Below are 21,327 nucleotides of genomic sequence, written 5' to 3' on the forward strand. Positions count from 1 at the left end.
ATCGCCGCGAAATGGGCGCGGTAACATGTGCCTTGTGGTTTAATTTTGCGCCCTCAGTACTTATGTCACTGATATCGCAGAGTAATAAAGGGACAGTTTATGGCGAATTTCGAAACGCAGATTAAGGAATCGCAGGCACAGGTGGCCGAGGCGCAAAGCAAAATCTCGGAATTGACTAGCCGGATTGAGACGGCCCGCCAGAAGATGGCGCAGGGTACGGATATTTCTGTCGATATCGAAAACGCTTCACTTGAGGATGTGCATTCCCATACGGAACTCATGAATGCCAATATTGCCGAGCTGATCATGGGTCTGGACGATGTGACTTCGGCTTTTTCCAAAGACTTTGACGAGATGCGTTCGAAAACCGGGATGGAGACGTTCATCGGCATCTTCAGCAAGGGCAAGGCGGAATCGATGCGGCAGGAGCGGATGCGCACGGCCTCGATCGATGACAAGCTGCAGGATCTGATCAGCAAGTCCGACGTGATCATGAAGCTGCTCGAAGGGCAGCTCGGTATCCTAAACGAGCAGAAGGACAGCGTGGAAAAGAACCTCGCCGGGACGCTGGAAGAGCGTGAGATGACCGTGGGCGAGTTGGAAACGGTGCGTGCGGATATTCTGGCGATGGACCCCAAGATTATTGAGCTTGAGGGGAAGATTTCCGTCGAGCAGGATGCGGCGGCCCGGACCAAGCTGGAAACCGAACTCGCCGCGTTGAACGCGCAATATAACGAGATGGTCCAGCAAGAGCAGGTGAAGCTCGCGAAATCCCAGACGCTGGAGCGCTATATCGAAAAGGGCAAGACCTGGATCGACAGCCTGCAGAACCAGGCGGCGACCCAGATGGTGCTGATCAACAAGCTTCAGACGGATACGAAACAGCGGGTGGTGCTTTATGATGCGCTGTCAAAGTCGTTGAAGACGGCGCAGCAGCAGGACGTGGCGCACCAGATCAACGAGATTGGCGTGAAGACCGACCAGGAGGCGCAGACGGCCATGGCGGCCATCGGCTCGGCCACGAATGCGCGGATGGCCGATATGCTGGAGGCGCATGAAGACCACATGGTCTTTGCCCGCGAGGTGCTGGAGCAGAAGGCGAAAGCGGACGAACGCTTTATCCGCCGGTTCCAGGAAATCGTGGAGAAGCATGATAGCAATCAGTATGGTGATCGGGCTTGAGCAGCAAAGGTATTGAACCCAAAAGCTATCGGAACGTTTGGGTAGGTCTGATACTTGTAATGATCATCACTTTAGTATCGCTCTTACCTGCCGTCTTGGTGTTGTCCTTAGCTTTTTCTTACGAAGGTTTGGGTCAGGACCACGCGAAGTTTGGCGCGATGATAGTAACAACCGGATGGATGTTATGGGTGGCGTTCCTCTTCTTTTTTCCGACCATGCTGGCTCTCAGCAAAAGAGCGAATGGTGTGATGTTCAATAGAGAACAGATCGGTCTTAAGGAGGCAGTTGATTTAATCCTCCGAGGCGTTTCAAGGGCGATACCATTCTATCATGCAGGTCCCGAACGCCGGTGACTGACCTCCAAGCCGACCATATGAAGCTGGAAGATACCCGCGTCACGCGGCGGTATTTTGGCAAGTTCTCCAAGATCACCGGTTATTTGACCAAAGTGGCCGCGACGATGGAGGCCGAGGGGCGGTTTGGGCGGAAGGATATCGAGGCGCTGGCGCGGTATCTGGTGGGGCTCAACTGGACCTTTGCAGCGCTGTCGCACAAATACCATTTCTCGGGCCGGTTCGCACATGCAGGCAAGCTGACCTTTGACCGGCGGGAAAGCGGGTTTCCGGTTTATCAAGAGCTTTTGGAGATGGCCAATGATGCGCAGCAGGCAGAGCGGCATCTGGCCTCTATGCCGTCTGTCGGGGATCTGAAGGATCAGATGGTCCGGGTGATCCTGTCGGAACAGGAGATCCCGACGAAGCTGCAATATGCGCTGTCGCAGCGGCTTTATTATGAGGAACTCAAGCGCGGGGACCAGTTCTGGGCGCGCAATGATCCGCAGGCGGTGTGGCTGGGAAATCAGGGCGACCGGCGGCGGTTTCTGATCCATTGGGCGGTCTATGACAGCCAGGTCAACCTGCCCACGATCTATCTGATGGATCTGGAGGATACCGGGCGGACGGGTCTGCCGAAGGATGAGCGCCGCTGGCCAGAGGCACAGGCGCATCTGATGGCGCAGTCGCTCGCGCATCTGAAGCTTTTGACGATTGCGAAGGGCTTTGACGAGGATTTTGATGACCTGCATCCCGTCCGTCTGCGCCGCTTTCATATCGGGCCGATGTATTCCTATGCGTTCACGCAGCAATCGGGGCCCTTGCGCGATGTGTTGAAGGCGGCGAATGCGCCGGTGGGCGAGGATTGGGCGCTGGTCTGGACCGAGGAAGAGCTGGTCTCGGAACGGGTGGAGCAAGTGAAGTCGGGCTGGTTTGGTTCGGTTGAGCGGCAGATCTTTGCGCTGGACCCGTTTGAGGGCGGCGGGGCCGAGACGGGGGCGAGCCGGATGGAGCGGTCTTTGATCATGCCCGAACGGCCCTATCAGGCGCTGGCCGAGCGCAACCCGCCGGGGTTTCGGCAGGTGCGGAAATTTATCGTTAGCGATGGCGGGCGGGTGTTGAGTTATCGGTGATACGGCAGCTTTTGTGGCAGGTGCCGGAGCCTCCGGCGGGAGTATTTTGGGCGAGATGATGAGGATTATATGAGCCAGTCAAGTGATCAGATGGAACTGCGTGAGGAAGACATTCGCGCCCATTACGGCCCCGCGACCGAGATGCTGATGCAGTTGGATCACACGCCCCGTTTGGCGCAGGCGCGGCTGTCGTTGGAGCAGCCCGAGAAATCGCCCGATGTGGCCGCGACCCGCCGCCGTTTCCGGTCGACCACGCCGGGGCTTTTGTCGCGGACATCGGCGCCGTCGGGTGGTGTGAGGCTCTTGGATCGGATTGCGGAAAGCGATGATGATGATCCGCTGACTTCACCCGCGCAGGCCTCCGTCGCGCATGCGTTGCGCCGGGCGCTGTCGATTGCGCTGACCGTGGCGGACGCGTTTTCGGATCAGACGCCGCTGACGGAGCTCAAGCGGATTAATCTGGAGGGGCGGCTGGCGGCGGACCGGTCTGTGGAGTTTACTGAGTATCTGGCGGCAGAGTCGCTGGTGGCGCTTTATACCCTTGCCAATGCCTCATCGTTTTTTCTGTCCGCCCAAGCGACCGAAGTGAGTGTTGAGGTGGGCGCGGTGGACGAGGTGCTGACCGACAACGCACCGCTCGCCCTGCATGGCGCGATCTGGGAGTTGGATCAGAAGCTTGGGCAATTTGCGAAGGACGAGGCGACGCTGATCGCCACGATGCTGGCCTATTGCGAGCAGTTGATGGCAAAGGTCAGCTTGCGCGCGTCGACTGTGGGGCGGTTGGAGAGTTTCAACCAAGTGTCGTGGCGGGTGGAAGCGGATGACTTTGTTGTTCAAGGCTTTACGCCCGCGCTGAAGGCAAAGGGCTCGACCCTGACGATGACCTTCAAGAAACCGAACGAGGTCGTGGGCAACCACATCGCCAAATATCAGGCGATGAAGCTCGCCAAGATGCTGATGGCTTATGATTTCGACCGCAGGCTGAACCCGTTTGCGGAACTGGGCGGTTTCATCTTCACCTTCATGGGCGATGGCAAGCCGGGGACGGGGAAGACGACGCTGATCCAGATGATGGCGGGGATGATCAATGATTATTGCCAGATCGCGGGTTATCCGTTTCGCTATCAGAACCTGAGCACGGACAATATCGACAGCTATCAAGGCAAGTCGGGCCAGAACGCGAAGGCGTTTATCAACAACGTGCTCGATCCTCATGTGATCGGGTTTGGGACGATTGACGACATCGACCAGTTGGCGGGCAAGCGGGGGGACCGCCAGTCATCCGCGGGGCAGTTGGAGATTACGGCTGTTTTGATGGAAAGCTTTGCGGGGGCGAATACGGTCGTGCGGGGGAATTGCACCTTCGGGATGTTCTCGAACTATCCGGAGAATGTGGACGACGCCCTGCGTCAACGGGCGGGGGCGCGGTTTCTCGTAGACGGACCGCAGACGCGGGAGGATTACATCGACATCCTCTACCTCCTGATGGGCAAGAACCACGACATCCCCGTCGGAGAGCACGAGATTTTCAGCGCGCAGGAGATCAAGAAGGCGGTTGCGGCCTCTTTCGAAAGCCATGCGAGGCCGCATGAAGAGGGGTTGCAGCGGGTGTTTGAGCGGGTCCACTCGCAAGTCGGTGATCTGAACACGATTGCCAAGCTGGGCACCTATCTGAAAGGCATTCAGGAGGCGGATGAGCGGTTTACGGGCCGCGCGATCAAGAACATCACCGATGCGGTGAAGGTTCGCGCGATGGATTTCGAACTGCCCGATGAGTGGATGGAAGAACCGGACCTGTTCCTCTTCAAGGATTACGAGACCAAGAAGGGGATGATTTCGGAACTGCGGCAGCCGATCACGGTGGAGATGGTGATCCAGGAGATCAACCGCTACGCCGATAGCGAATTCCGCTATGCCGACAAATCGGACGAAGTTGCGATTGACGCGATGGTGCGCGACTTTGGGCGGCAGGAGATCGCCAAAAAACGGTATCTGGAGAGCAAGGGATGATGCGAGGGCAACGGAGGCGTTTGCGGTGAACCTGATCTCGGACAGCCTGCTCTTGCCCGCATTGGGCCTCGGCTTTCTGGGGTTTCTGGTGCCGCGCCTGCTCGCGCGGGTTTTGCCAGAGGGGGTGAAGCCGCTGATGCTGAACGCGCTCTTGTCGACCTTCATCCTGTTCGCCTTGGCGGGCTTCGGGTTCTTTCTGCTTTATGTCGGGCAAGGGGCGGATGCTGATGCGCTGCTGGAGCCTGGTTTCTTTGCGAACGTCGTGTTCTTCGGGCGCTTGGGTTTGGCCTCGGCCTTGATCTGGGCGCCGATCATGGTGCTGTCTGTGGCCGGGTTGCCGCGCAAGTGGGTGAAGGAGACATGGTAGTTTTGTCGTTTCGCTTGCGTGGGTTTCACCCACCCCACGGAGGTTTGCGATGCACCTTCTGATCGAAAAGGGGCTGATGTTCGGGAACCTGATCCGGGTGGATTCACCTGTTTTGGTCGAACGCTATAATCGTGCGCTGAAACATCTTTCCGGGCGTGAAACAGGCCTAGATGTGTTTCATATTGATATTTCGGGCTACTCACCGGAGATCGGTGATGAATTTGAGGATGACCTCTATCTGAACCATGCGGGCGTGAACCGGCAGTTCATTCTGCTGACGACCGACCAAGCGAGAGCGCCACTTTTGAATGCGAAGTTCTCCGCAGCGCGGGGTATCCTGAAACAATTCATTACGGAAAACCGCGCGCAGCTTTTTGCGCTGACCACGCGGGATGCGGTGGCGGGGGAGCTTGTGAATTCCGTCTATGAAGCGGATACGCCTGCGCGCCTTTTTGATCTGCGCAAAGTGCGGATTGAGGCGGATACGACAAGCGGGACGGTTGCGACGGCGGCCAAACTGGGCGGGATGATTGACCGGTTCAAGACCGAGCCGGATGCCTGGTTTGACGATGTCCTGATTGCCGAGATGATCGGGATGGCGAAGGAGACCGGGGATGTCATGCGCAACCCGGTGCAACTGCGGCAGATGGAATTCGTGCAGGAGAATTTCTGGACCGACCATTTCGGCGGCATGTATCTTTTCCGGGGCGTGCCGCATCCGGCGGCGATTGTGGCGGGCGACAAGGAGAGGATTAGCGATTTGCCTATCGCCTACACCTTCGATCTGGCAGATCGTTCGGCCATCGCGAAGTTTCTGGAACTCAATGACCTTGTTGAGCCCATTGTCGAGGCGCGTGGTTTGGACGCGGCGGCGATCCTGCAGCAGAAGATGGATTTCATCGTCGCCTCGGTTGCCGCACGGATGGGCGAGGATGTGCTGGGGGCCACGCGGCGGGATTTGCGCCGGTTGGGGCGGCATTATGCGAAGGAGCTGCCGCAGGAATGGCAGGGGCTTGCAGCGCTTTTGCGCTGGGCGGAGGAAGACGGGCCATGGCCCAAGATCACGTCGGAGCATCCGGCCTATTTCTATACCCTGCGGGCGAAGGCGCATGCGGATGCGGATCTTGTGAATCGGCTTTTGGCCGAACTCACCCCGCTCGATTTCCGGCAGCTTTTTATCTGCCATAAAGAGCTGTTTTACCGGACCTATGCAGGCTGGCCGCCGGAAAAACAGGCCTATGTCGTTGATTTTCTTGACCGGGAGTACCAAGTCGATAAGGCGGGAACACGGGCAGCATTGTTTGGTCACGAGGCCCCGATGGAAGAGCCGGGGGCGATAGCGCAGCCCGATCTGATCACCCGCGTGGGTCCATGGGGTGCGGTCGCGCCAAGGAGACGTTAGATGGGTTTTGTGAAGCTGGTTGTCTTTGGCTTTATCGGGCTGACGGTGGTGTATTGGTCCATCGCACTTTTCTCACGGTCGGTGCGCAAGGAGCGATTGGAAAACCAGTTTGACGCCGAACATCCCGAAGGTGGGGCAACCGGTGCGCGGGATGCGTTTATCGCGGAAGGGCTGAAAGCCTATGACAGTTCCATTCGGCCCAAGCTGATTGGGCTTGTTTATGTCGTACCGACGGTTGTGGTTGCGGCAATTGCCTATACGATCAACGCGAATTGAGGATTTTCGAAATGCAACGTGTCAAAACGATCTTCCGCATCGTGTTCTTCGTGGGGCTGGGCCTCTATTTCCACTACATCCTGCCGCAGCATGATGTGGTGAAGGTCACATCGACCGAGATCATTCGTACCGATTTCAGTTCATTTAATCGGATCTTCTATGCGCAGGCGGATGCGGGCGCGGCAGAGCAGCCTACGCGTGATCTGCGTTTGATCAACACGCAGAAGCAGGACACTTTCTTGCTCGGTTTTGTGCGCCGTGACAGCGACAGCGTGATGGTTTATCGGAATGAAGATACGGGGTGGATTTATCCGCCTTACTTCAAATTCGACAGTGCTGATTTGCAGGCGGAGGCGGCCAACCTCGCCCGCGGTGATGAATGGGTGGTGGTCACGCATTACGGATGGCGCGTCCGCTGGGCGAGCATCTATCCCAATGCAGTGGCTTTGCGGACCGTTGCGGGCCCGGATGTGACAATCATCCCGTGGTTCAACATCTTCTTCTTCATCTTCCTGATGGCTGCCATCCTGTTTGTCCGCGCCGCGTGGCGGCAGTTCCGCGAACGCTCGGTTGACCCAATCCTAGACGCGGCGGGCGAGCAGATTGATGAGGTGCAAGCCAGCGTAGCCGAGCGGCGCGGGCGCGTTCGCCGTTGGTTGGATACCTGGCGGTCGAAGAAGTGACCTAAAGGACGGCTGCGCCGACGACATTTTTGGTGGGGGCTTTGCCCCCGTACCGTTCCGGGCCTCCCCCAGGATATTTTGGGCCAAAAGAGGGGCGAACTTACTCGCCGTAGGGGATCCAGATGTTTTTAATCTCAGTTGCGGCGGCCAGCATGTCGCGCGCGGTTGGCTCGATCATCTTGCCGTGGTTCACCCAGGTCCGTTTGAGGTTGCCGGCGCTGGCTTTTTCGATCACGGCAGAGATGTCAGCGCCCGAGAAAGACCAGACCGCGTCGATATCCATATGCGCGGCGGCGTGTGGGGCGAGTTCGGTGTGATCGCCGGTCAGGATGTTGACCACCCCGCCGGGTACATCCGAGGTCTCAAGCAACTGGTAAAGCTCGGCGGCCATGAGCGGGAACGGGTCTGACGCGATCAGCGTGACCCGGTTGCCCATGGCGATGGCGGCGGCCATGGGGGAGATCATGCCCAAGAGCGGCCAGCCATCTTCGCAGAAGACGGCCATATTGCCGACGGGTTCTTTCATGGCCAGCGCCACGCCCCGGATCGGCACGCCATGCGCCTGCCCGTCATATTTGTCCGCCCAGGCGGCAAAGGTGAACAAGGTGCGGATGCAATGATCAACCTCGTCCTGCCCGGATTTGCCGGTCAGGTCCTTGATGCGTTTGGACAGTTCCTCGGCCCGCGCTGACAAGTTTTCAGCGATGTAGTAGAGGATTTGTGCGCGCAGATGTCCGGTAGTTTTGGACCAGGATTTCGCCCCGTTCATCGCCTCAACCGCGTTGCGCAGGTCCTTGCGGTTAGCGACGGATGCGTGGCCCAGCAGTTTGCCGCGCGGGCTGTAGACGGGTTTGGAATAGCCGCCATCGGGACGGGCCTGCTTGCCGTCGATATAGAGTTTTGCGGTACGGTCGAGCGGGTCGGCGGGGGTGCCGTCTTCGGTGGTGTAGGCGTCGATCTTTTTGAGCGCTTTGGGGGTGCCTTTCGGTTTGGTGTAGCCTGCCAGCCCTTCCCAGCCACCTTCGCGCCCGAAACCGCTTTCGCGCACGCCGCCGAAACCTGCGGCGGCGTCCATCATGTTGGTGCCGTTGACCCAGACGATGCCCGCGGCGAGTTTGGGTGCGATGTCGAGCGCGAGGTTGATGTTTTCCGACCAGACGGACGCCGCGAGGCCGTAGCGCGTGTTTTTGGCGATCTGCACGGCCTCGGCAGGCGTGCGGAAGGTGGTGGCGGCGAGGACGGGGCCGAAGATCTCCTCTTGCATCAGGGTGGATGCGGGGGATAGGCCGGTGATCAGCGTAGGGGGGTAGAAACAGCCCTTGGGTGCGGTCGTCTGGAAGGTTTCGCCTTCGGTGTTAGCGTCGACCATCTTGGTGATCTGATCGAGTTGCACCGGGTCCACGATGGCGCCGATATCGATGCATTTGTCCAGCGGGTCGCCGATGCGGAGGTTCTGCATGCGGGCCTTGAGCTTGGTGTAGAACTGGTCGGCGATGCCTTCCTGCACCAAGAGCCGTGATCCGGCACAGCAGACCTGACCCTGGTTGAACCAAATGGCGTCGACGAGGCCTTCGACGGCGCTGTCCATGTCCGCATCGTCGAAGACGATGTAGGGGCTCTTGCCGCCGAGTTCGAGAGAGAGCGCCTTGCCCGATCCGGCGGTCGCTTCGCGGATTTTGCGGCCGACTTCGGTGGAGCCGGTGAAGGCAATCTTGTCCACATCGGCGTTCACAAGGGCCGCACCGGTTTCGCCGTCGCCCGTGACGATGTTAACGACGCCGGGGGGCACGCCTGCCTCTGTGCAGATTTCGGCGAAGATCATGGCCGTGAGCGACGTGTATTCGGCGGGTTTCAGGACGACCGTGTTGCCCATGGCCATCGCGGGCGCGATTTTCCAGGCGAGCATCAGGAGGGGGAAGTTCCACGGGATGATTTGGCCGCAAACGCCGAGCGGTTCGCGGTCGGGCAGTTCGGTGCGCATGAGTTGGGCGAACCCGGCGTGGTGGTAAAAATGCCGGATGGCGAGCGGCACGTCGATATCGCGGCTTTCGCGGATCGGTTTGCCGTTGTCGAGGCTTTCCATCACGGCGAGCAGACGAGAGTGCTTTTGCATCAGCCGGGCGATGGCATAGAGAATGCGGGCGCGCTTGTGGCCTGACTTGGCCCAGGCGAGTTGGGCCTTGCGGGCGGCGGAGACCGCCGTTTCGATTTCCTCCGCCGTGCCTTTGGTGACGCCTGCGAGCTTTTCGCCAGTGGCGGGGTTGTTGGATGGGAAATCGTCGCGCAGCGGGCCCCATTTGCCACCTATGTAGTGCCCTGCGATACCGCCACGGTCGGCGATCCATTGCAGCGCCTCGGACGCGCTTTCGGGGGCGGGGCCGTAATCCATGGTGTCGAAGATTTCTTTTATGGTCATGGGAGCGCCCAGGCGTTGAGGAGAAGGAGAAGAATGAGAGCCAAAAGTGCGCCAACGGTCGCTACAAAGGCGGATATGTTTCGGCGTTGTTTGGCAGGGATGCCCGCCCGCAAAGTTGGAGTTGGCCTTACTAAGGACCATGCAAGAGCGGCTATGAACAAGATAAAGCCAAGAATGAAGAAGTAGCCAAGAATTAGCTGCATTGCCTCACCCAATCGCATGCCGCCAGGACGCCGAATAGGCACCTGTGACGTGGTGTTCGAGTTGTCGTTCGATGTCTCCCAAGAGGCTAGAGGCACCGAAGCGGAAGAGGTCGGGTTGCAGCCAGCGGTCGCCAAGCTCATCCTTGATCACGGCGAGGTAGACGAGCGCGTCTTTAGCCATGGAAATTCCGCCTGCCGGTTTGTAGCCGACCATGATACCGGTCCGATCCTCATAGTCGCGGATCGCGCGGATCATGGTCAGAGTTACGGGCAGGGTGGCGTTGACGGGTTCCTTGCCGGTGGAGGTCTTGATAAAATCCGCCCCGGCCATCATGCAGACCAGCGAGGCGCGGGCTACGTTGCGCAGGGTGCCGAGTTCGCCGGTAGCGAGGATCGCCTTGACATGGGCGTCGCCGCAAGCCGCGCGCATTTCTTTCATCTCATCATAAAGCGCCTGCCAATTGCCGGTCAGGGCGTGGCGTCGGCTGATAACGATGTCGATCTCCTCGGCACCTGCTTTCACGCTTTCCTTGATCTCGGCGATCCGTAGTGGGAACGGGGAAAGACCCGCCGGAAAGCCGGTTGAGACGGCGGCGACAGGGATGCCGGACCCCGCCAGCGCGTCAACGGCGGTGGGGACCATGTCGTGATAGACACAGACGGCGCCAGTGGTCAGACCGGTCATCCCCAGCGCTTCGAGGATCGGTTGTGCGACGGGTTGTTTCGCCTTTGCACACAGACGGCGCACGCGTCCTTCGCTATCGTCGCCCGACAATGTGGTGAGGTCCATCAGACTGATCGCCTTGCAAAGCCATGCTGCCTGATAGTCTTTCTTGACGCTGCGCCTCCCGGGCAGCGATTTCGCCCGTCGTTCGATGGCCGATGTATTCGCCTGCGCAGCCATGACCCAATCGAGGTCCAGCGCTGTGCCATCATTGCGCTGATGCTGCACCTGAGGCAGCTGCGTCGCGGTTGTCGTGGGGGTGGCTGTGGTTTGCAAGGTGGCCTCCTGCGGTGCCTCGATAGGGTGGCACTTTGGCGCGTTCTTGGCAAGGTTTGACCATTTGGTCAAATACTATGTCGGCTGTACCACCTGACGCTGGAACTTCTGCCGGTATTGCAAGGGCGTAAGACCATGCGCGGCGCGGAACAGTTTGTGAAAGTGGGACATGTTGGGGATGCCGCAATCACTCGCGATTTCGCTGACCGGCGCATCGTCGGTGGTCAGCGCGCGCGCAGCGTGAGACATGCGGATCTGATTGACATAGTCGGAGGGGGTCAATCCAAGATGCTTGCGCATGCTGCGGCTGACATGAGCGTGGGCCTTGCCCGTCTGTGCCACGAGCCCTGCCGCCCCCGACTGGAAGACGCTGATGTCATGGGCGGAGTGGCAGGCATCGCGCAGCCACGCGGGCATGTTGTCAGTGAGGCGTTCGGTAGTAAGGTCCGAACAGAGAGGGAGCAGAAAGGCCTCTGCCGCCAAAACATCACAGCGGCTGCGTTCGAGTACACCAGCCTGATGGTTGAGTGCGGCAAGCTGGCCCATATTGCGGAAAGCCTTCGCCGGTCCACCGGTTGACCAGAACAGATGCCCTTTGAGATGTGGGTACCGCTTGCCCAACCCTTTTATGATGTCGGGATGAATACAAAGCGCTACAACAAGCGCATGATCGCCCCGGCCTTGCAAGCCATGGGGCTGGCCGGGGCGAAGGAAGATGACGTCGCCTTCGGTCAGTGTCTCGGCGCCTTCCGGCAAGTGATGCCGAACCTTTCCGTTCTGGACCCAGACAAGCTCAAAAAAGTCGTGATCATGCAGTGATTTCGGTCGCGCGGGGGTCAGTGTCGCGCGGGCAAGGTGTATCTGCGTGCCGTTTTGCAGGATGTCGCGGTGATGCAAAATGAGGGTCATGAGGCCGGATAACACAGATTATGCTGCATTGCAGAATCAATTCATCAATGCAGCGGATAAATTCGCGATTGACATCAAATAAACTGCACCCGGGTGACAATCGGCGCGTGGCAGGCTATGGCGCGCATCATCCATGCAGAAGGGAATGCCGTTGATGTCTTTGGACCGCTCTATCAAAATCGCGCCGTCGATCCTGGCCGCCGATTTCGCGAATTTTGGTGCTGAATGCGAGGCCATTGAGGCGCAGGGCGCGGATTGGGTGCATGTGGACGTGATGGACGGGCATTTCGTCCCCAACATCACCTTCGGCCCGGAGATGTGTGCCGCGATCCGCCCGCATATCAAGAGGGTAATGGACGTGCACCTGATGATCGCGCCGGTCGATCCGTATGTCGATGCTTTTGCCAAGGCAGGGGCCGATATCATCACCGCGCATGTGGAGGCAGGGCCGCATATTCATCGTACCTTGCAGGCCATTCGCGGCGCGGGTGCCAAGGCCGGTGTGGCGCTAAACCCAGGCACCCCGGCAGAGGCGGTGGCGGAACTGCTCGACATGGTTGATCTGATCTGTGTGATGACCGTGAACCCCGGCTTTGGTGGCCAGAAATTCATAGATATGACGGGGAAGGTGCGCGCCTTGCGGGCGATGATTGGTGACCGGCCCATCCATATCGAGATCGATGGCGGCGTTGACCCGACCACGGCACCTTTGGTGACGGCGGCAGGGGCGGATGTGCTTGTGGCGGGCTCGGCGGTGTTCAAGGGCGGTTCGGTCAGCGATCCGGCCCCTTATGGCGCCAATATCCGGGCGATCCGCGCGGCGGCAACTGCCTGACCGGGCTGCACAAAAACTGCACATCTCTGCCAGCGCCTTTGCACGGCAGCCGCCTAGAGCTGGTCCCAATTAAGAAAGAAAGGGACAGATATGGTTGTGCGTGGGGTGCCAAGGCGATTGGCGCGGGATGGGTGGTGGCTGGATGATGCGCCACCACGGCGTGTGGCGCCGGTTTGGCTGCTGCTGGCGGTGGTGATTTGCGCTGATTTGCTGGTTTGGGGCGTGGCGGCGGGGCTGGGCTTCGTGGTCTGTCTGTTGCTGGTTACGGCGGCGGTGCATCTGGCGGTTGGGCAGGCGGTGCCGCTTTGGCGCGCGATGGCGGCCTGGGGGCTGCTGATCGTTAGCCTGTTGCCAGCTGTGGATTTGGTGCAGCCCCTGTCGGTCGGCTTTGCGGTGCTTGGCATGTTGGCCTTCAGCGCGTGCATGATCGTACCTGATTGGGACGCTTCGGCGCTTTTCCGGACAGCGCTGAGATTGCCCGGCGCGGGGCTGGTCCAGACCTTCCGCGATGCGAAGAATGCAAAGCCATCGATGCCGTCGAAAGTCGCGGTCGGACGGGTGCTGACCGATTGGCTGGTGCCATTGGCGGTGGGCGGCGTTTTCATATGTCTGCTGGCGCTTGCCAATCCGGTGGTTGATGCCTGGCTCATTCGGCTAGGGGCGTTGGAAACCGGCTTTTCCGTAGATGCGGGGCGTGTCGCGTTTTGGGGTGCGGTGGCGCTGATCGCCTGGCCGCTGCTGCGCCTGGCCGTCATGAAAGGCACATTGAACCGCCCATCGCGCCGGATCGCCCTGCCACAAAGCCGCCTGATCAATGGCCGCTCGGTGCTGCGCGCGCTTGTCCTGTTCAACCTGATTTTCGCGGTCCAAAGCCTCTTGGATATGGGCTACCTTTGGGGCGGGGTCAGACTGCCTGCCGGGATGAGTTACGCCGAATATGCCCACCGCGGGGCCTATCCGTTGCTGGTTGCGGCACTGCTCGCTGGCTTCTTCGCGCTGATCTCACAGCCTTTTGCGGGTGACCGACCGGTGCTGCGCATCCTTCTCTATATCTGGATTGGGCAGACCGTTCTGTTGGTGTTGTCCTCGATCCTGCGGCTCGACCTTTATGTGGAGGCTTATGGGCTGACCCGCCTGCGCTTTGCGGCCTTCATCTGGATGGTTCTGGTGGCGCTGGGCCTTGTGCTGATGATCATGCAGATGATGGCGAAACGCAGCGCTGGCTGGTTCATCGCGCGGGCGGCTGGGCTGGGGTTGCTCGCGCTTTACACCGTGTCTCTGGTCAATGTGGACGGGTTCATTGCTCGGCATAATCTCGCAGTGGGCAAGGTGGATGGGTACTACCTTTGCGGCTTGAGCGAAGGGGCCGCACCCGCTTTGGCGGCCTATGGTCCGCCGCTCTGCCAGCGCGCGGTTAGCGTGCCGCAGGATTGGCGCGCATGGGGGTTTCGCAATGCAAGGCTACGCCGTAGCGTGGCACAGATGGAAGAGGTGCAGGGATGAGTGGTCAGATACTGGTCGCCGATGATGACGGGCAGATCCGCGATGTGGTGCGCATCGCGCTGGGTCAGGCGGGGTTTACGGTGGCCGAGGCTGCTGACGGTCAAGAGGCGCTGGAGATGGCGCAGAGCCTGACGCCCGATCTGATCGTGCTGGATATCGGGATGCCGGAGATGGACGGGCTCGATGTTTGCCGTGAACTGCGCAAGGCGTCGCAGGTTCCGGTGGTCTTTCTGACCGCCCATGGTGATGAGATTGACCGGGTTGTGGGGCTGGAGCTCGGGGCGGATGACTATGTCTCCAAACCGTTTTCGCCGCGCGAGCTGGTGGCGCGTGTGCGGGCGATCCTGAAGCGGGCGGCACCGGTGCAGGCGGCGCAGGCGGTGCTGCGGCGCGGGATGGTCAGCGTCGATCCGGAGCGGCATTTGTGCCATGTGGGCGAGGCGGCGGTCACGCTGACATCTCGGGAAATGGCGTTGCTGGAGCGCCTGATCTCGCGCCCCGATCACGTGATGTCACGCCCGCAACTGGTGGATTCGATCTATGGCACCAATGTCCATGTCAGCGACCGGACGATGGACAGCCATCTGCGCAACTTGCGCGGTAAGCTCGCCAAGGCGGGCTGTGCGGATGCGATTGAAACCGTGCATGGCGTGGGGATCCGGATGGGCGCATGTCGCGGCGGGTAAGGCGGAAATGGCGCCCGCCTCTGGCGCTTGTGCTGGTCGGACCGCTGGCGGCGGTATTCTTTCTGCCGATCATCGGGATTGCCTATTTCCGGGTGGCGGGCGGCATTCTGGGCTGGGCAGAGACGTCGTGGATGATCGGCTGGATGGCCTTTGTGGCGACCGTGGTGCTGGGATATCTTTTGTGGCGGTTGGTCCTGTCCCCCGTCCGTACACTGACCGCCTATGCCAAAAGTGAGGGTACGGCGAAGGTGCCCGCCCATTTCGGGACGCCGGAGTTTTCGCAGCTTGGGCAGGCCGTGATCGGCATGACCCGGACCTTGCAGGGCCGCGAGGCGGTGTTGCGGTCTTACGCGGATCATGTGACGCATGAACTGAAATCGCCGCTGACGGTGATCCGGGGGGCGGCGGAACTCTTGGATAATCCGGGGCTGTGTGATCAAGACCGAGGCCGGATGCTGGGCAATATCGGCGATGCCGTGGCCCGGATGGAGGCGCTGTTGGACGGGCAGCGTGCCCTTGCGCAGGCACAGGAACCGATGCCACCCGGTTCCTGCCTGCTGTCAGAAGTTTTGGCGCCGCATGATGTGGCTCTACCGCGTGATGGACGGGTGCCCCTGCCGCGTGACGTGATGGACCTTGTGGCGACGCATCTGATCGGAAATGCGCACGCGCATGGGGCCAGTTCTGTGACATTTGAACTGGACGCGGACAGGCTGATCGTAAGCGATGACGGGCCGGGTGTTTCCGAGGGCAATCGCGACCGGATTTTCGACCCCTTTTTCACCACACGGCGCGAGGCCGGCGGTACCGGTATGGGCCTGCCGATTGTACGGCGGATATTGCAGGCACAGGGCGCGGAAATCAGGCTGATGGACGGTCCGGGCGCGACATTCGAGATCCGGTTTGACGGGTGAAATCACCGATCTACCCCTTAACTGCACCTTCACTCAATCCCGAGACCAGATAGCGCTGGGCGATCAGGAAAACGATGGTGATCGGCAGACCTGACAGGATCGCGGCTGCGGCGAAATCGCCCCAGAGATATTTGAACTCGTTGAGATAAAGCCTGGAACCGACTGCAAGGGTCATTTGGTCCTCGGAGCGGATCAGAACGGAGGCGATGGGATAATCGTTGATGAAGCCGATGAAGGCGAGCACGAAGACGACGCTCATGATCGGGACAGCAAGCGGCAGGAAGATGTACCGGAAGGTTTGCCAAGGCGTCGCCCCGTCGATCGCGGCGGCTTTGTCGAGGGCGGTGTCGATACTGTCGAAATAGCCCTTGATCGTCCAGATATGCAGCGTGACGCCCGAGAGGTAGATCAGGATAAGCGCGACATGGGAATCGAGGCCGAGAACGGGATGAACCTCACCCAAAGCGTCGAAGATCGCATAGATGGCGACCAATGCCAGCGTGGTCGGGAACATCTGGATCAGGAAAAGTCCGTCAAGCATTGCGCCCTTGCCTTTGATCTTGATCCGGCTGAACGCGTAAGCCGAGATTGTCGCGATGGCCAGCACGCCAAGCCCCGCGATCAGACCGATTTTGACCGAGTTCCACATCCAGAGCATGACGGGGTAGGGTGGTTCAACCACGGTGCCGTCGGCCCGTGTGTAGTCGAAGCCGAAGGCGAGATACCAGTGCTCGAGCGTTGGGTTCTCAGGGATGATAGAGCCGACCGAGAAATTCCCTTCACGGAAACTGATCGACAGCACCATGAAGAAGGGAAAGAGGATCAACGTCAGAAAGATCAGCATGAACCCATGGGCGAGGATCTTTTTGATCAGAAGGTCTTTTGGGCGTTCGACGATCATGTATGTCCTTTCCGGCTGAGTGACGCTCGTGGCTTTGCCACATCGCCCCACCCACCGTCCCGTTAGCGGCCCGCCCGTTTCTCGGCGGCGCGTCGCATGGCGACGAAGTTGGCATAGGAAATGGCCGCGACAGCGAGGAAGATCAGCAAGGTGATTGCACCTGCGAGGCCGAATTGCTGGCCTGCATTGTCAAAGGCAAGCCGGTAGGTGAAGCTGGCAAGTATGTCTGTCTCGCCCGCCGGGATGATGGTGCCCGGAATGTCAGGCAACCCGCGTGTCAGCAGAAAGATCAACACCATATTGTTGAAGTTAAACGCAAAGCTCGCGATCATGAGAGGCAGGAAAGGCGGGATGATCTGCGGCAGGGTGATCGTGAAGAAAACACGGATAGCACTGGCGCCTTCCAGAGCGGCGGCTTTCTTGTGATCCTCCGGCACGGCCTGCAGGAACCCCATGGCGAGCAGCATCATGTATGGGTAGCCGAGCCAGGTATTCACGATGAGCACCATTGCCCGCGCGAGATTGCCATCGGTGAACCAGTTTGGACGGATGCCGAACAGAGCCTCGAGGATCAGGTTGATTTCTCCAAAGTTCTGATTGAAGAGCCCCTTGAAGACGAGGATCGAGATGAAGGCTGGCACAGCATAAGGCAGGATCAGCAGGATCCGATAGATCGCCTTGAACCGCAGATGTGGCCATTGCAGGATGACGGCCAGTGTCAGCCCGACTGCAAATGTGAGTACGACTGAAAGTGCTGCGAAAACAAAGGTCCAGATGAAGATGCTGACCATCGGGCCGCGAATGCCTTCGGACTGGAACACGCGTTCAAAATTGGCCAGGCCGACGCCGACACGCCAGCCAGGTGGCACCTGATCGCCGTTTTCGTCGACGAAGAAACCGGTATCATGGTTCGCTATCAGTTTGACGCCGTCAAAGCGGGTCAGTGTATTGGGGCCGGTCTGCACATAGTCAGGCGTGACGATGGCGAAGGTGCGCAATCCTGCATTCTGGATGATCCCGCCATCGGGCGTGATGAGGGTCAGCGCCTGGAGACCGGCGCGCAGCTGAATGGCCTCGCGACGTTCGAGCAACACTGCTGGTGCGTCAGCAGGGGAAAGGCTTGTCTCGGCGGTGCCATCCAACGCGACCGGACCGGACAACAGCCCTGCCTCTGGCAGCCAAATCCGGTATTGATCACCGTCGCGCGCGACGGCGAAAGGCTGTTCGGTTGCGGGGTCGACCGAGCCGCGCGCGGTGAGCACCTCGATTGCGCGTTCATAGGTCAGCAGATTGGAAGAACTGTAATTCGTGAAGCCGATATAGATCGTGTAGACGACCGGGAAGGCGATAAAGATCAGAACGGCGGCGACACCCGGAAAGATGAATCGCGCACCGTAATACTGGTTCAGACCAAAGACGATCGCAAAGCCGGTCGCAAGTACCAGCAGGATCACCCCATAGATCGGCTGCGCAATCTGATAAAGAAAGAACGCTCCAAAAAGCAGCGCGACCGCGACGATCCCCACAAGGGCCAGCCGCAGGATCGGTGATCCTTCGTCTGCGGGTATGTCGTTGATTGCGGTCATCGCTGTCCTTGAAGGTGCATGCCTGCCACGGCCCGGTGAAACAGGAGTGGTGTCTTTGTGTGGATGGGGGTGGCGGTTGGGAGGAGCCGCCGCCCGAAGCAGGGACTACTCGCCCAGAATGCGCGCCGCAGCGTCGTTCAGCGCGTCGGCGGGCGCAGCAGCACCCGTTGTAATGTTCGTGAGCGCGGGCGCCATCGCGGCCCAGAACGCACCCATTTCAGGGTTGGAGGGCATCGGCACGCCGTTGGCTGCTACGGCCAACATGTCAGTCACGAGTGGATCGCCCTGCGCTGTGGCCGCAGACATGTCCGCCAGTGCACCCAGAGCGCCATTTGCGTTCCAGACTGCAAGTCCGTCATCAGTTGCAAGGTAGTTTTCGATAAGCTCAACAGCCAGATCCGTATTGGGTGAGGCCGCATTGAGCCCAAGAACCTGCACGCCAAGGAAGGGTGGGGAAACCTCGCCATTCACCGTGGGGATCGGGGCCACACCAATGTTGATTTCAGAGTCTTTGAACGCGCCCCAGGACCATGGGCCGTTCAACACCATGGCCACTTCGCCATTATTCATTGCGCCGTCCATAACACCGTAATCGACGCCCTGCGGCATCACGCCATCGTCGAAGAGTGATTTCAGGACTTCAGCGCCTGCGATGGCGCCTTCGGTATTTACGCCCGTGGTGGAGCCGTCATAGGATCCATCGACCTTCTGGAAGGCATATCCGCCACCTGCCATCAGCAATGGCATCGTGAAATAGGTGTTGTTGTAGTCCCAGAGGATTTTCTGGCCCGACACGTCGAGATCCTTGATCTCTTCGAAAGATGCCGGCGGGGTGTCGATGATGTCCTTATTGTAGATCAGGGTCACCGCTTCGACGGCGAGCGGATAGCCCCATGTCTTGCCGTCGAATTGCACAGCATCCATTGCAGCAGGCAGGATGTCGTCGGACCAGCTGGCCGCGGGTTGCACCGGTGCAATCAGACCGCCGCTGGCCCATTCACCAAAGCGGTCATGCGCCCAAAGCACAATGTCAGGACCGTCGCCCGTGGCGGCTGCTTGCTGAAACTTCTGCGCCAGGTCCGGGTCAACGATTTCGACGGCAACCTCGACCCCGAGATCATCAACAAAGGGTTGCACAGCTTCAAGCAATGCATCGCGGTCGCGGTTGTTGCCTGTCCAGATCAGGATCTTGCCGTCTTCCAATGCGGCTGCAGGGGCGGCTGTGCTGAGCAACAGCGCCAGAGTGGTCAGGGTCTTTTTCATTTTTGTCTCCTCCCAGAGAGTTGGTTTAGGCTGACAAGGCGAGCGCCCCGTCATGGGTCAGGTAAGCAAAGCCGTTGCCGGGCAGGGTGAGTGTAGGCCCGTCAAGATTGGCGTGACGCGGGCCGGTCAGGGCCGCCTCGCCTGAAAGGGTGATGACCTGCGGGTCTTTCGAGAGGTTGAAAGCGCAGGTGATCTGCTGCCCTTCGGATTGGCGCTGAAACGCCAGCAGGGGTTCGGGCAGGTTGATGAAAGACGTGTCGCCAGTGGTCAGCGCGGGCTGCGATTTCCGAAAAGCTATAGCGCTTTTGTAGAAATGCAGCGTGCTGTCATTGGCCGCCTCTTGGCCATCGACGGCAAGTGCGGCCTGCGGCGATTTGATGGGCAGCCAGGGACGCCCGGTCGAGAAACCGGCATTCGGTTTGTCCTGTTCCCAGACCATGGGTGTCCGGCAACCATCGCGCCCCTTGATTGCGGGCCAATACCGCAATGCTGGTGGGTCGGTCAGTTCGTCATAGGTCAGCTCGGTTTCGGTTTGCCCCAGTTCTTCGCCTTGGTAGATGCCAATCGTGCCCTCGAATGACATCAGCATCGCGCAGGCGAGCCGGGCCATATGCCCCTCGCTGACTGCATGCTCATCCCAGCGGGTAACGTGGCGGGGCACATCATGGTTGCTGAAAGACCATTTTGGGTGGCCATCGGGCGCACCTTGTTGAAAGCCTTCGATGCAACTGCGGAAGTGATCGGCGGTGAAATCGGGGCTGAGCATCGCAAAGCTATATGCCATGTGCAGACGGCTGCTGCCGGCGGTGTAATCGCCCATGATCTGAATCGATTTGCGCCCCATCTCGCCCACTTCACCGACCATCATGATGTCGTCATATTGGTCTGTCAGCGCGCGCAAGCGTTCCAGAAAGCCAAGGTTCTCGGGCCGGGTCTTGTTGTAGATGTTGTCCTGCATCCCATAAAGATCGGTCGCCATGACCTGCGGACGGGACTGCGCTGGGGGGTTGGAGCGTAACTGCGCGTCGTGGAAGTAGTAGTTCACCGTGTCTAACCGGAAGCCGTCGAGCCCACGGTCGAGCCAGAACTTACACGTCTCGAGGATCGCATCGACCACATCGGGGTTGTGGAAGTTCAGATCGGGTTGCGCGGCGAGGAAATTGTGCAGGTAATACTGACCGCGCTGCGGGTCGAATTCCCAGGCCGGGCCGCCGAAATGGCTATGCCAGTTGGTCGGGGGGGACCCGTCAGGTAGCGGGTCGGCCCAGACATACCAATCCGACTTCGGGTTGTCCCGGCTGACACGCGATTCCATGAACCATGGGTGCTGGTCAGAGGTATGTGACAAGACCTGATCGGTGATCACTTTCAGCCCCAGTTCATGGGCACAGGCGATCAGCGCGTCGAAATCTTCCAACGTGCCAAAAAGCGGGTCGATATCGGTGTAATTGGACACGTCATAGCCCATGTCCTTTTGCGGCGAGGTGAAGATCGGCGACAGCCAGATGCAATCAGCCCCCAATGCCGCGATATGGGGCAGGCGGCGTGTAATCCCCTTCAGATCGCCGATCCCGTCGCCATCATCGTCCTGAAACGAGCGGGGGTAGACCTGATAGATTACGGCGTCACGCCACCATTCACGCATTGGTGCTCTCCATTGATTCGCCAGTACGGTAACAAATCGGATCAGACTTTCAAATCGTTTTAAATTCGGTTTTCCGCTATG

Annotated in this window: 19 protein-coding genes; 12 read left to right on the top strand and 7 right to left on the bottom strand. The window is 59.6% G+C overall.

Annotation, left to right across the window (positions count from 1 at the left end):
* The first annotated feature begins 99 nt into the window (after nt 1-99).
* From SLH49_RS02265 to SLH49_RS02300, 8 genes are all read left to right on the top strand, one after another.
* The gene (locus tag SLH49_RS02265; protein WP_320267548.1) at nt 100-1,182 is read left to right on the top strand and encodes a hypothetical protein; all 1,083 of its coding nucleotides are present in this window, start codon (nt 100-102) and stop codon (nt 1,180-1,182) included.
* On the top strand, nt 1,179-1,535 hold the full coding sequence (locus tag SLH49_RS02270; RefSeq protein WP_320267549.1) for a hypothetical protein: 357 nt from the start codon (nt 1,179-1,181) through the stop codon (nt 1,533-1,535). The genes SLH49_RS02265 and SLH49_RS02270 overlap by 4 nt, the downstream gene beginning before the upstream one ends.
* Complete coding sequence (locus SLH49_RS02275) at nt 1,532-2,647, top strand: hypothetical protein (protein WP_320267550.1); 1,116 nt, start codon at nt 1,532-1,534, stop codon at nt 2,645-2,647. Before SLH49_RS02270 ends, SLH49_RS02275 begins: the two co-directional genes overlap by 4 nt.
* 69 nt (nt 2,648-2,716) lie before the next feature.
* The gene (locus tag SLH49_RS02280; RefSeq protein WP_320267551.1) at nt 2,717-4,657 is read left to right on the top strand and encodes an ATP-binding protein; all 1,941 of its coding nucleotides are present in this window, start codon (nt 2,717-2,719) and stop codon (nt 4,655-4,657) included.
* A 25-nt stretch (nt 4,658-4,682) separates the two neighbouring features.
* Entirely contained in the window at nt 4,683-5,024 is a 342-nt protein-coding gene (locus tag SLH49_RS02285; protein WP_320267552.1) for a hypothetical protein, read from the top strand.
* A 49-nt stretch (nt 5,025-5,073) separates the two neighbouring features.
* The gene (locus tag SLH49_RS02290; protein WP_320267553.1) at nt 5,074-6,426 is read left to right on the top strand and encodes a DUF6638 family protein; all 1,353 of its coding nucleotides are present in this window, start codon (nt 5,074-5,076) and stop codon (nt 6,424-6,426) included.
* Nucleotides 6,427-6,702: a hypothetical protein gene (locus tag SLH49_RS02295; protein WP_320267554.1), complete on the top strand. Its 276-nt coding sequence runs from the start codon at nt 6,427-6,429 to the stop codon at nt 6,700-6,702. It begins immediately after the preceding gene.
* An 11-nt stretch (nt 6,703-6,713) separates the two neighbouring features.
* Nucleotides 6,714-7,385: a DUF1523 family protein gene (locus SLH49_RS02300; protein WP_320267555.1), complete on the top strand. Its 672-nt coding sequence runs from the start codon at nt 6,714-6,716 to the stop codon at nt 7,383-7,385.
* Nucleotides 7,386-7,485: 100 nt separating this feature from the next.
* On the opposite strand, the gene SLH49_RS02305 is transcribed toward SLH49_RS02300, so the two are convergent.
* The 3 genes from SLH49_RS02305 to SLH49_RS02315 all read right to left on the bottom strand — a co-directional run bounded on the left by SLH49_RS02305 (nt 7,486) and on the right by SLH49_RS02315 (nt 11,913).
* Nucleotides 7,486-9,801 (bottom strand): aldehyde dehydrogenase family protein, encoded by a 2,316-nt coding sequence (locus SLH49_RS02305; RefSeq protein ID WP_320267556.1) that lies wholly within the window; start codon nt 9,799-9,801, stop codon nt 7,486-7,488.
* Nucleotides 9,802-10,008: 207 nt separating this feature from the next.
* Nucleotides 10,009-11,004, bottom strand: coding sequence for a deoxyribose-phosphate aldolase (deoC, locus tag SLH49_RS02310; RefSeq protein WP_320267557.1), 996 nt, complete (start codon nt 11,002-11,004; stop codon nt 10,009-10,011).
* Between the two features lie 75 nt (nt 11,005-11,079).
* Complete coding sequence (locus SLH49_RS02315) at nt 11,080-11,913, bottom strand: AraC family transcriptional regulator (protein WP_320267558.1); 834 nt, start codon at nt 11,911-11,913, stop codon at nt 11,080-11,082.
* Nucleotides 11,914-12,067: 154 nt separating this feature from the next.
* On the opposite strand from SLH49_RS02315, the gene rpe reads away from it, so the two are divergent.
* From rpe to SLH49_RS02335, 4 genes are all read left to right on the top strand, one after another.
* Nucleotides 12,068-12,748 carry a ribulose-phosphate 3-epimerase gene (rpe, locus tag SLH49_RS02320; RefSeq protein ID WP_320267559.1) on the top strand — a complete coding sequence of 227 codons (681 nt, stop codon included), beginning with the start codon at nt 12,068-12,070 and terminating at the stop codon, nt 12,746-12,748.
* A gap of 90 nt (nt 12,749-12,838) precedes the next feature.
* Nucleotides 12,839-14,251, top strand: a complete 1,413-nt coding sequence (locus SLH49_RS02325; protein WP_320267560.1) for a DUF4173 domain-containing protein — start codon at nt 12,839-12,841, stop codon at nt 14,249-14,251.
* Entirely contained in the window at nt 14,248-14,937 is a 690-nt protein-coding gene (locus tag SLH49_RS02330) for a response regulator transcription factor (RefSeq protein WP_320267561.1), read from the top strand. Before SLH49_RS02325 ends, SLH49_RS02330 begins: the two co-directional genes overlap by 4 nt.
* Nucleotides 14,922-15,851: an ATP-binding protein gene (locus tag SLH49_RS02335; RefSeq protein WP_320267562.1), complete on the top strand. Its 930-nt coding sequence runs from the start codon at nt 14,922-14,924 to the stop codon at nt 15,849-15,851. The genes SLH49_RS02330 and SLH49_RS02335 overlap by 16 nt, the downstream gene beginning before the upstream one ends.
* A 10-nt stretch (nt 15,852-15,861) precedes the next feature.
* Here the strand turns inward: SLH49_RS02335 and malG are convergent, their stop codons facing one another.
* The 4 genes from malG to SLH49_RS02355 form a co-directional block, all read right to left on the bottom strand.
* On the bottom strand, nt 15,862-16,752 hold the full coding sequence (gene malG / locus SLH49_RS02340) for a maltose ABC transporter permease MalG (protein ID WP_320267563.1): 891 nt from the start codon (nt 16,750-16,752) through the stop codon (nt 15,862-15,864).
* 62 nt (nt 16,753-16,814) lie between these two features.
* Nucleotides 16,815-18,338, bottom strand: coding sequence for a maltose ABC transporter permease MalF (gene malF, locus SLH49_RS02345; RefSeq protein WP_320267564.1), 1,524 nt, complete (start codon nt 18,336-18,338; stop codon nt 16,815-16,817).
* Nucleotides 18,339-18,443: 105 nt separating this feature from the next.
* On the bottom strand, nt 18,444-19,601 hold the full coding sequence (malE, locus tag SLH49_RS02350) for a maltose/maltodextrin ABC transporter substrate-binding protein MalE (RefSeq protein ID WP_320267565.1): 1,158 nt from the start codon (nt 19,599-19,601) through the stop codon (nt 18,444-18,446).
* Nucleotides 19,602-19,626: 25 nt separating this feature from the next.
* Nucleotides 19,627-21,246: an alpha-glucosidase gene (locus SLH49_RS02355; RefSeq protein WP_320267566.1), complete on the bottom strand. Its 1,620-nt coding sequence runs from the start codon at nt 21,244-21,246 to the stop codon at nt 19,627-19,629.
* Between the last annotated feature and the right edge of the window lie 81 nt (nt 21,247-21,327).

Source organism: Cognatiyoonia sp. IB215446, from assembly GCF_033963825.1.
Classification (GTDB): domain Bacteria; phylum Pseudomonadota; class Alphaproteobacteria; order Rhodobacterales; family Rhodobacteraceae; genus Yoonia.

Bases quoted from the DNA above. Each gene is read 5' to 3' on its own strand.
- SLH49_RS02265 (WP_320267548.1), top strand. From the start codon at position 100: ATGGCGAATTTCGAAACGCAGATTAAGGAATCGCAGGCACAGGTGGCC.
- SLH49_RS02280 (WP_320267551.1), top strand. From the start codon at position 2,717: ATGAGCCAGTCAAGTGATCAGATGGAACTGCGTGAGGAAGACATTCGC.
- SLH49_RS02290 (WP_320267553.1), top strand. From the start codon at position 5,074: ATGCACCTTCTGATCGAAAAGGGGCTGATGTTCGGGAACCTGATCCGG.
- SLH49_RS02295 (WP_320267554.1), top strand. From the start codon at position 6,427: ATGGGTTTTGTGAAGCTGGTTGTCTTTGGCTTTATCGGGCTGACGGTG.
- SLH49_RS02300 (WP_320267555.1), top strand. From the start codon at position 6,714: ATGCAACGTGTCAAAACGATCTTCCGCATCGTGTTCTTCGTGGGGCTG.
- SLH49_RS02305 (WP_320267556.1), bottom strand. From the start codon at position 9,801: ATGACCATAAAAGAAATCTTCGACACCATGGATTACGGCCCCGCCCCC.
- SLH49_RS02315 (WP_320267558.1), bottom strand. From the start codon at position 11,913: ATGACCCTCATTTTGCATCACCGCGACATCCTGCAAAACGGCACGCAG.
- rpe (WP_320267559.1), top strand. From the start codon at position 12,068: ATGTCTTTGGACCGCTCTATCAAAATCGCGCCGTCGATCCTGGCCGCC.
- SLH49_RS02325 (WP_320267560.1), top strand. From the start codon at position 12,839: ATGGTTGTGCGTGGGGTGCCAAGGCGATTGGCGCGGGATGGGTGGTGG.
- SLH49_RS02330 (WP_320267561.1), top strand. From the start codon at position 14,248: ATGAGTGGTCAGATACTGGTCGCCGATGATGACGGGCAGATCCGCGAT.
- SLH49_RS02335 (WP_320267562.1), top strand. From the start codon at position 14,922: ATGTCGCGGCGGGTAAGGCGGAAATGGCGCCCGCCTCTGGCGCTTGTG.
- malG (WP_320267563.1), bottom strand. From the start codon at position 16,752: ATGATCGTCGAACGCCCAAAAGACCTTCTGATCAAAAAGATCCTCGCC.
- malF (WP_320267564.1), bottom strand. From the start codon at position 18,338: ATGACCGCAATCAACGACATACCCGCAGACGAAGGATCACCGATCCTG.
- malE (WP_320267565.1), bottom strand. From the start codon at position 19,601: ATGAAAAAGACCCTGACCACTCTGGCGCTGTTGCTCAGCACAGCCGCC.
- SLH49_RS02355 (WP_320267566.1), bottom strand. From the start codon at position 21,246: ATGCGTGAATGGTGGCGTGACGCCGTAATCTATCAGGTCTACCCCCGC.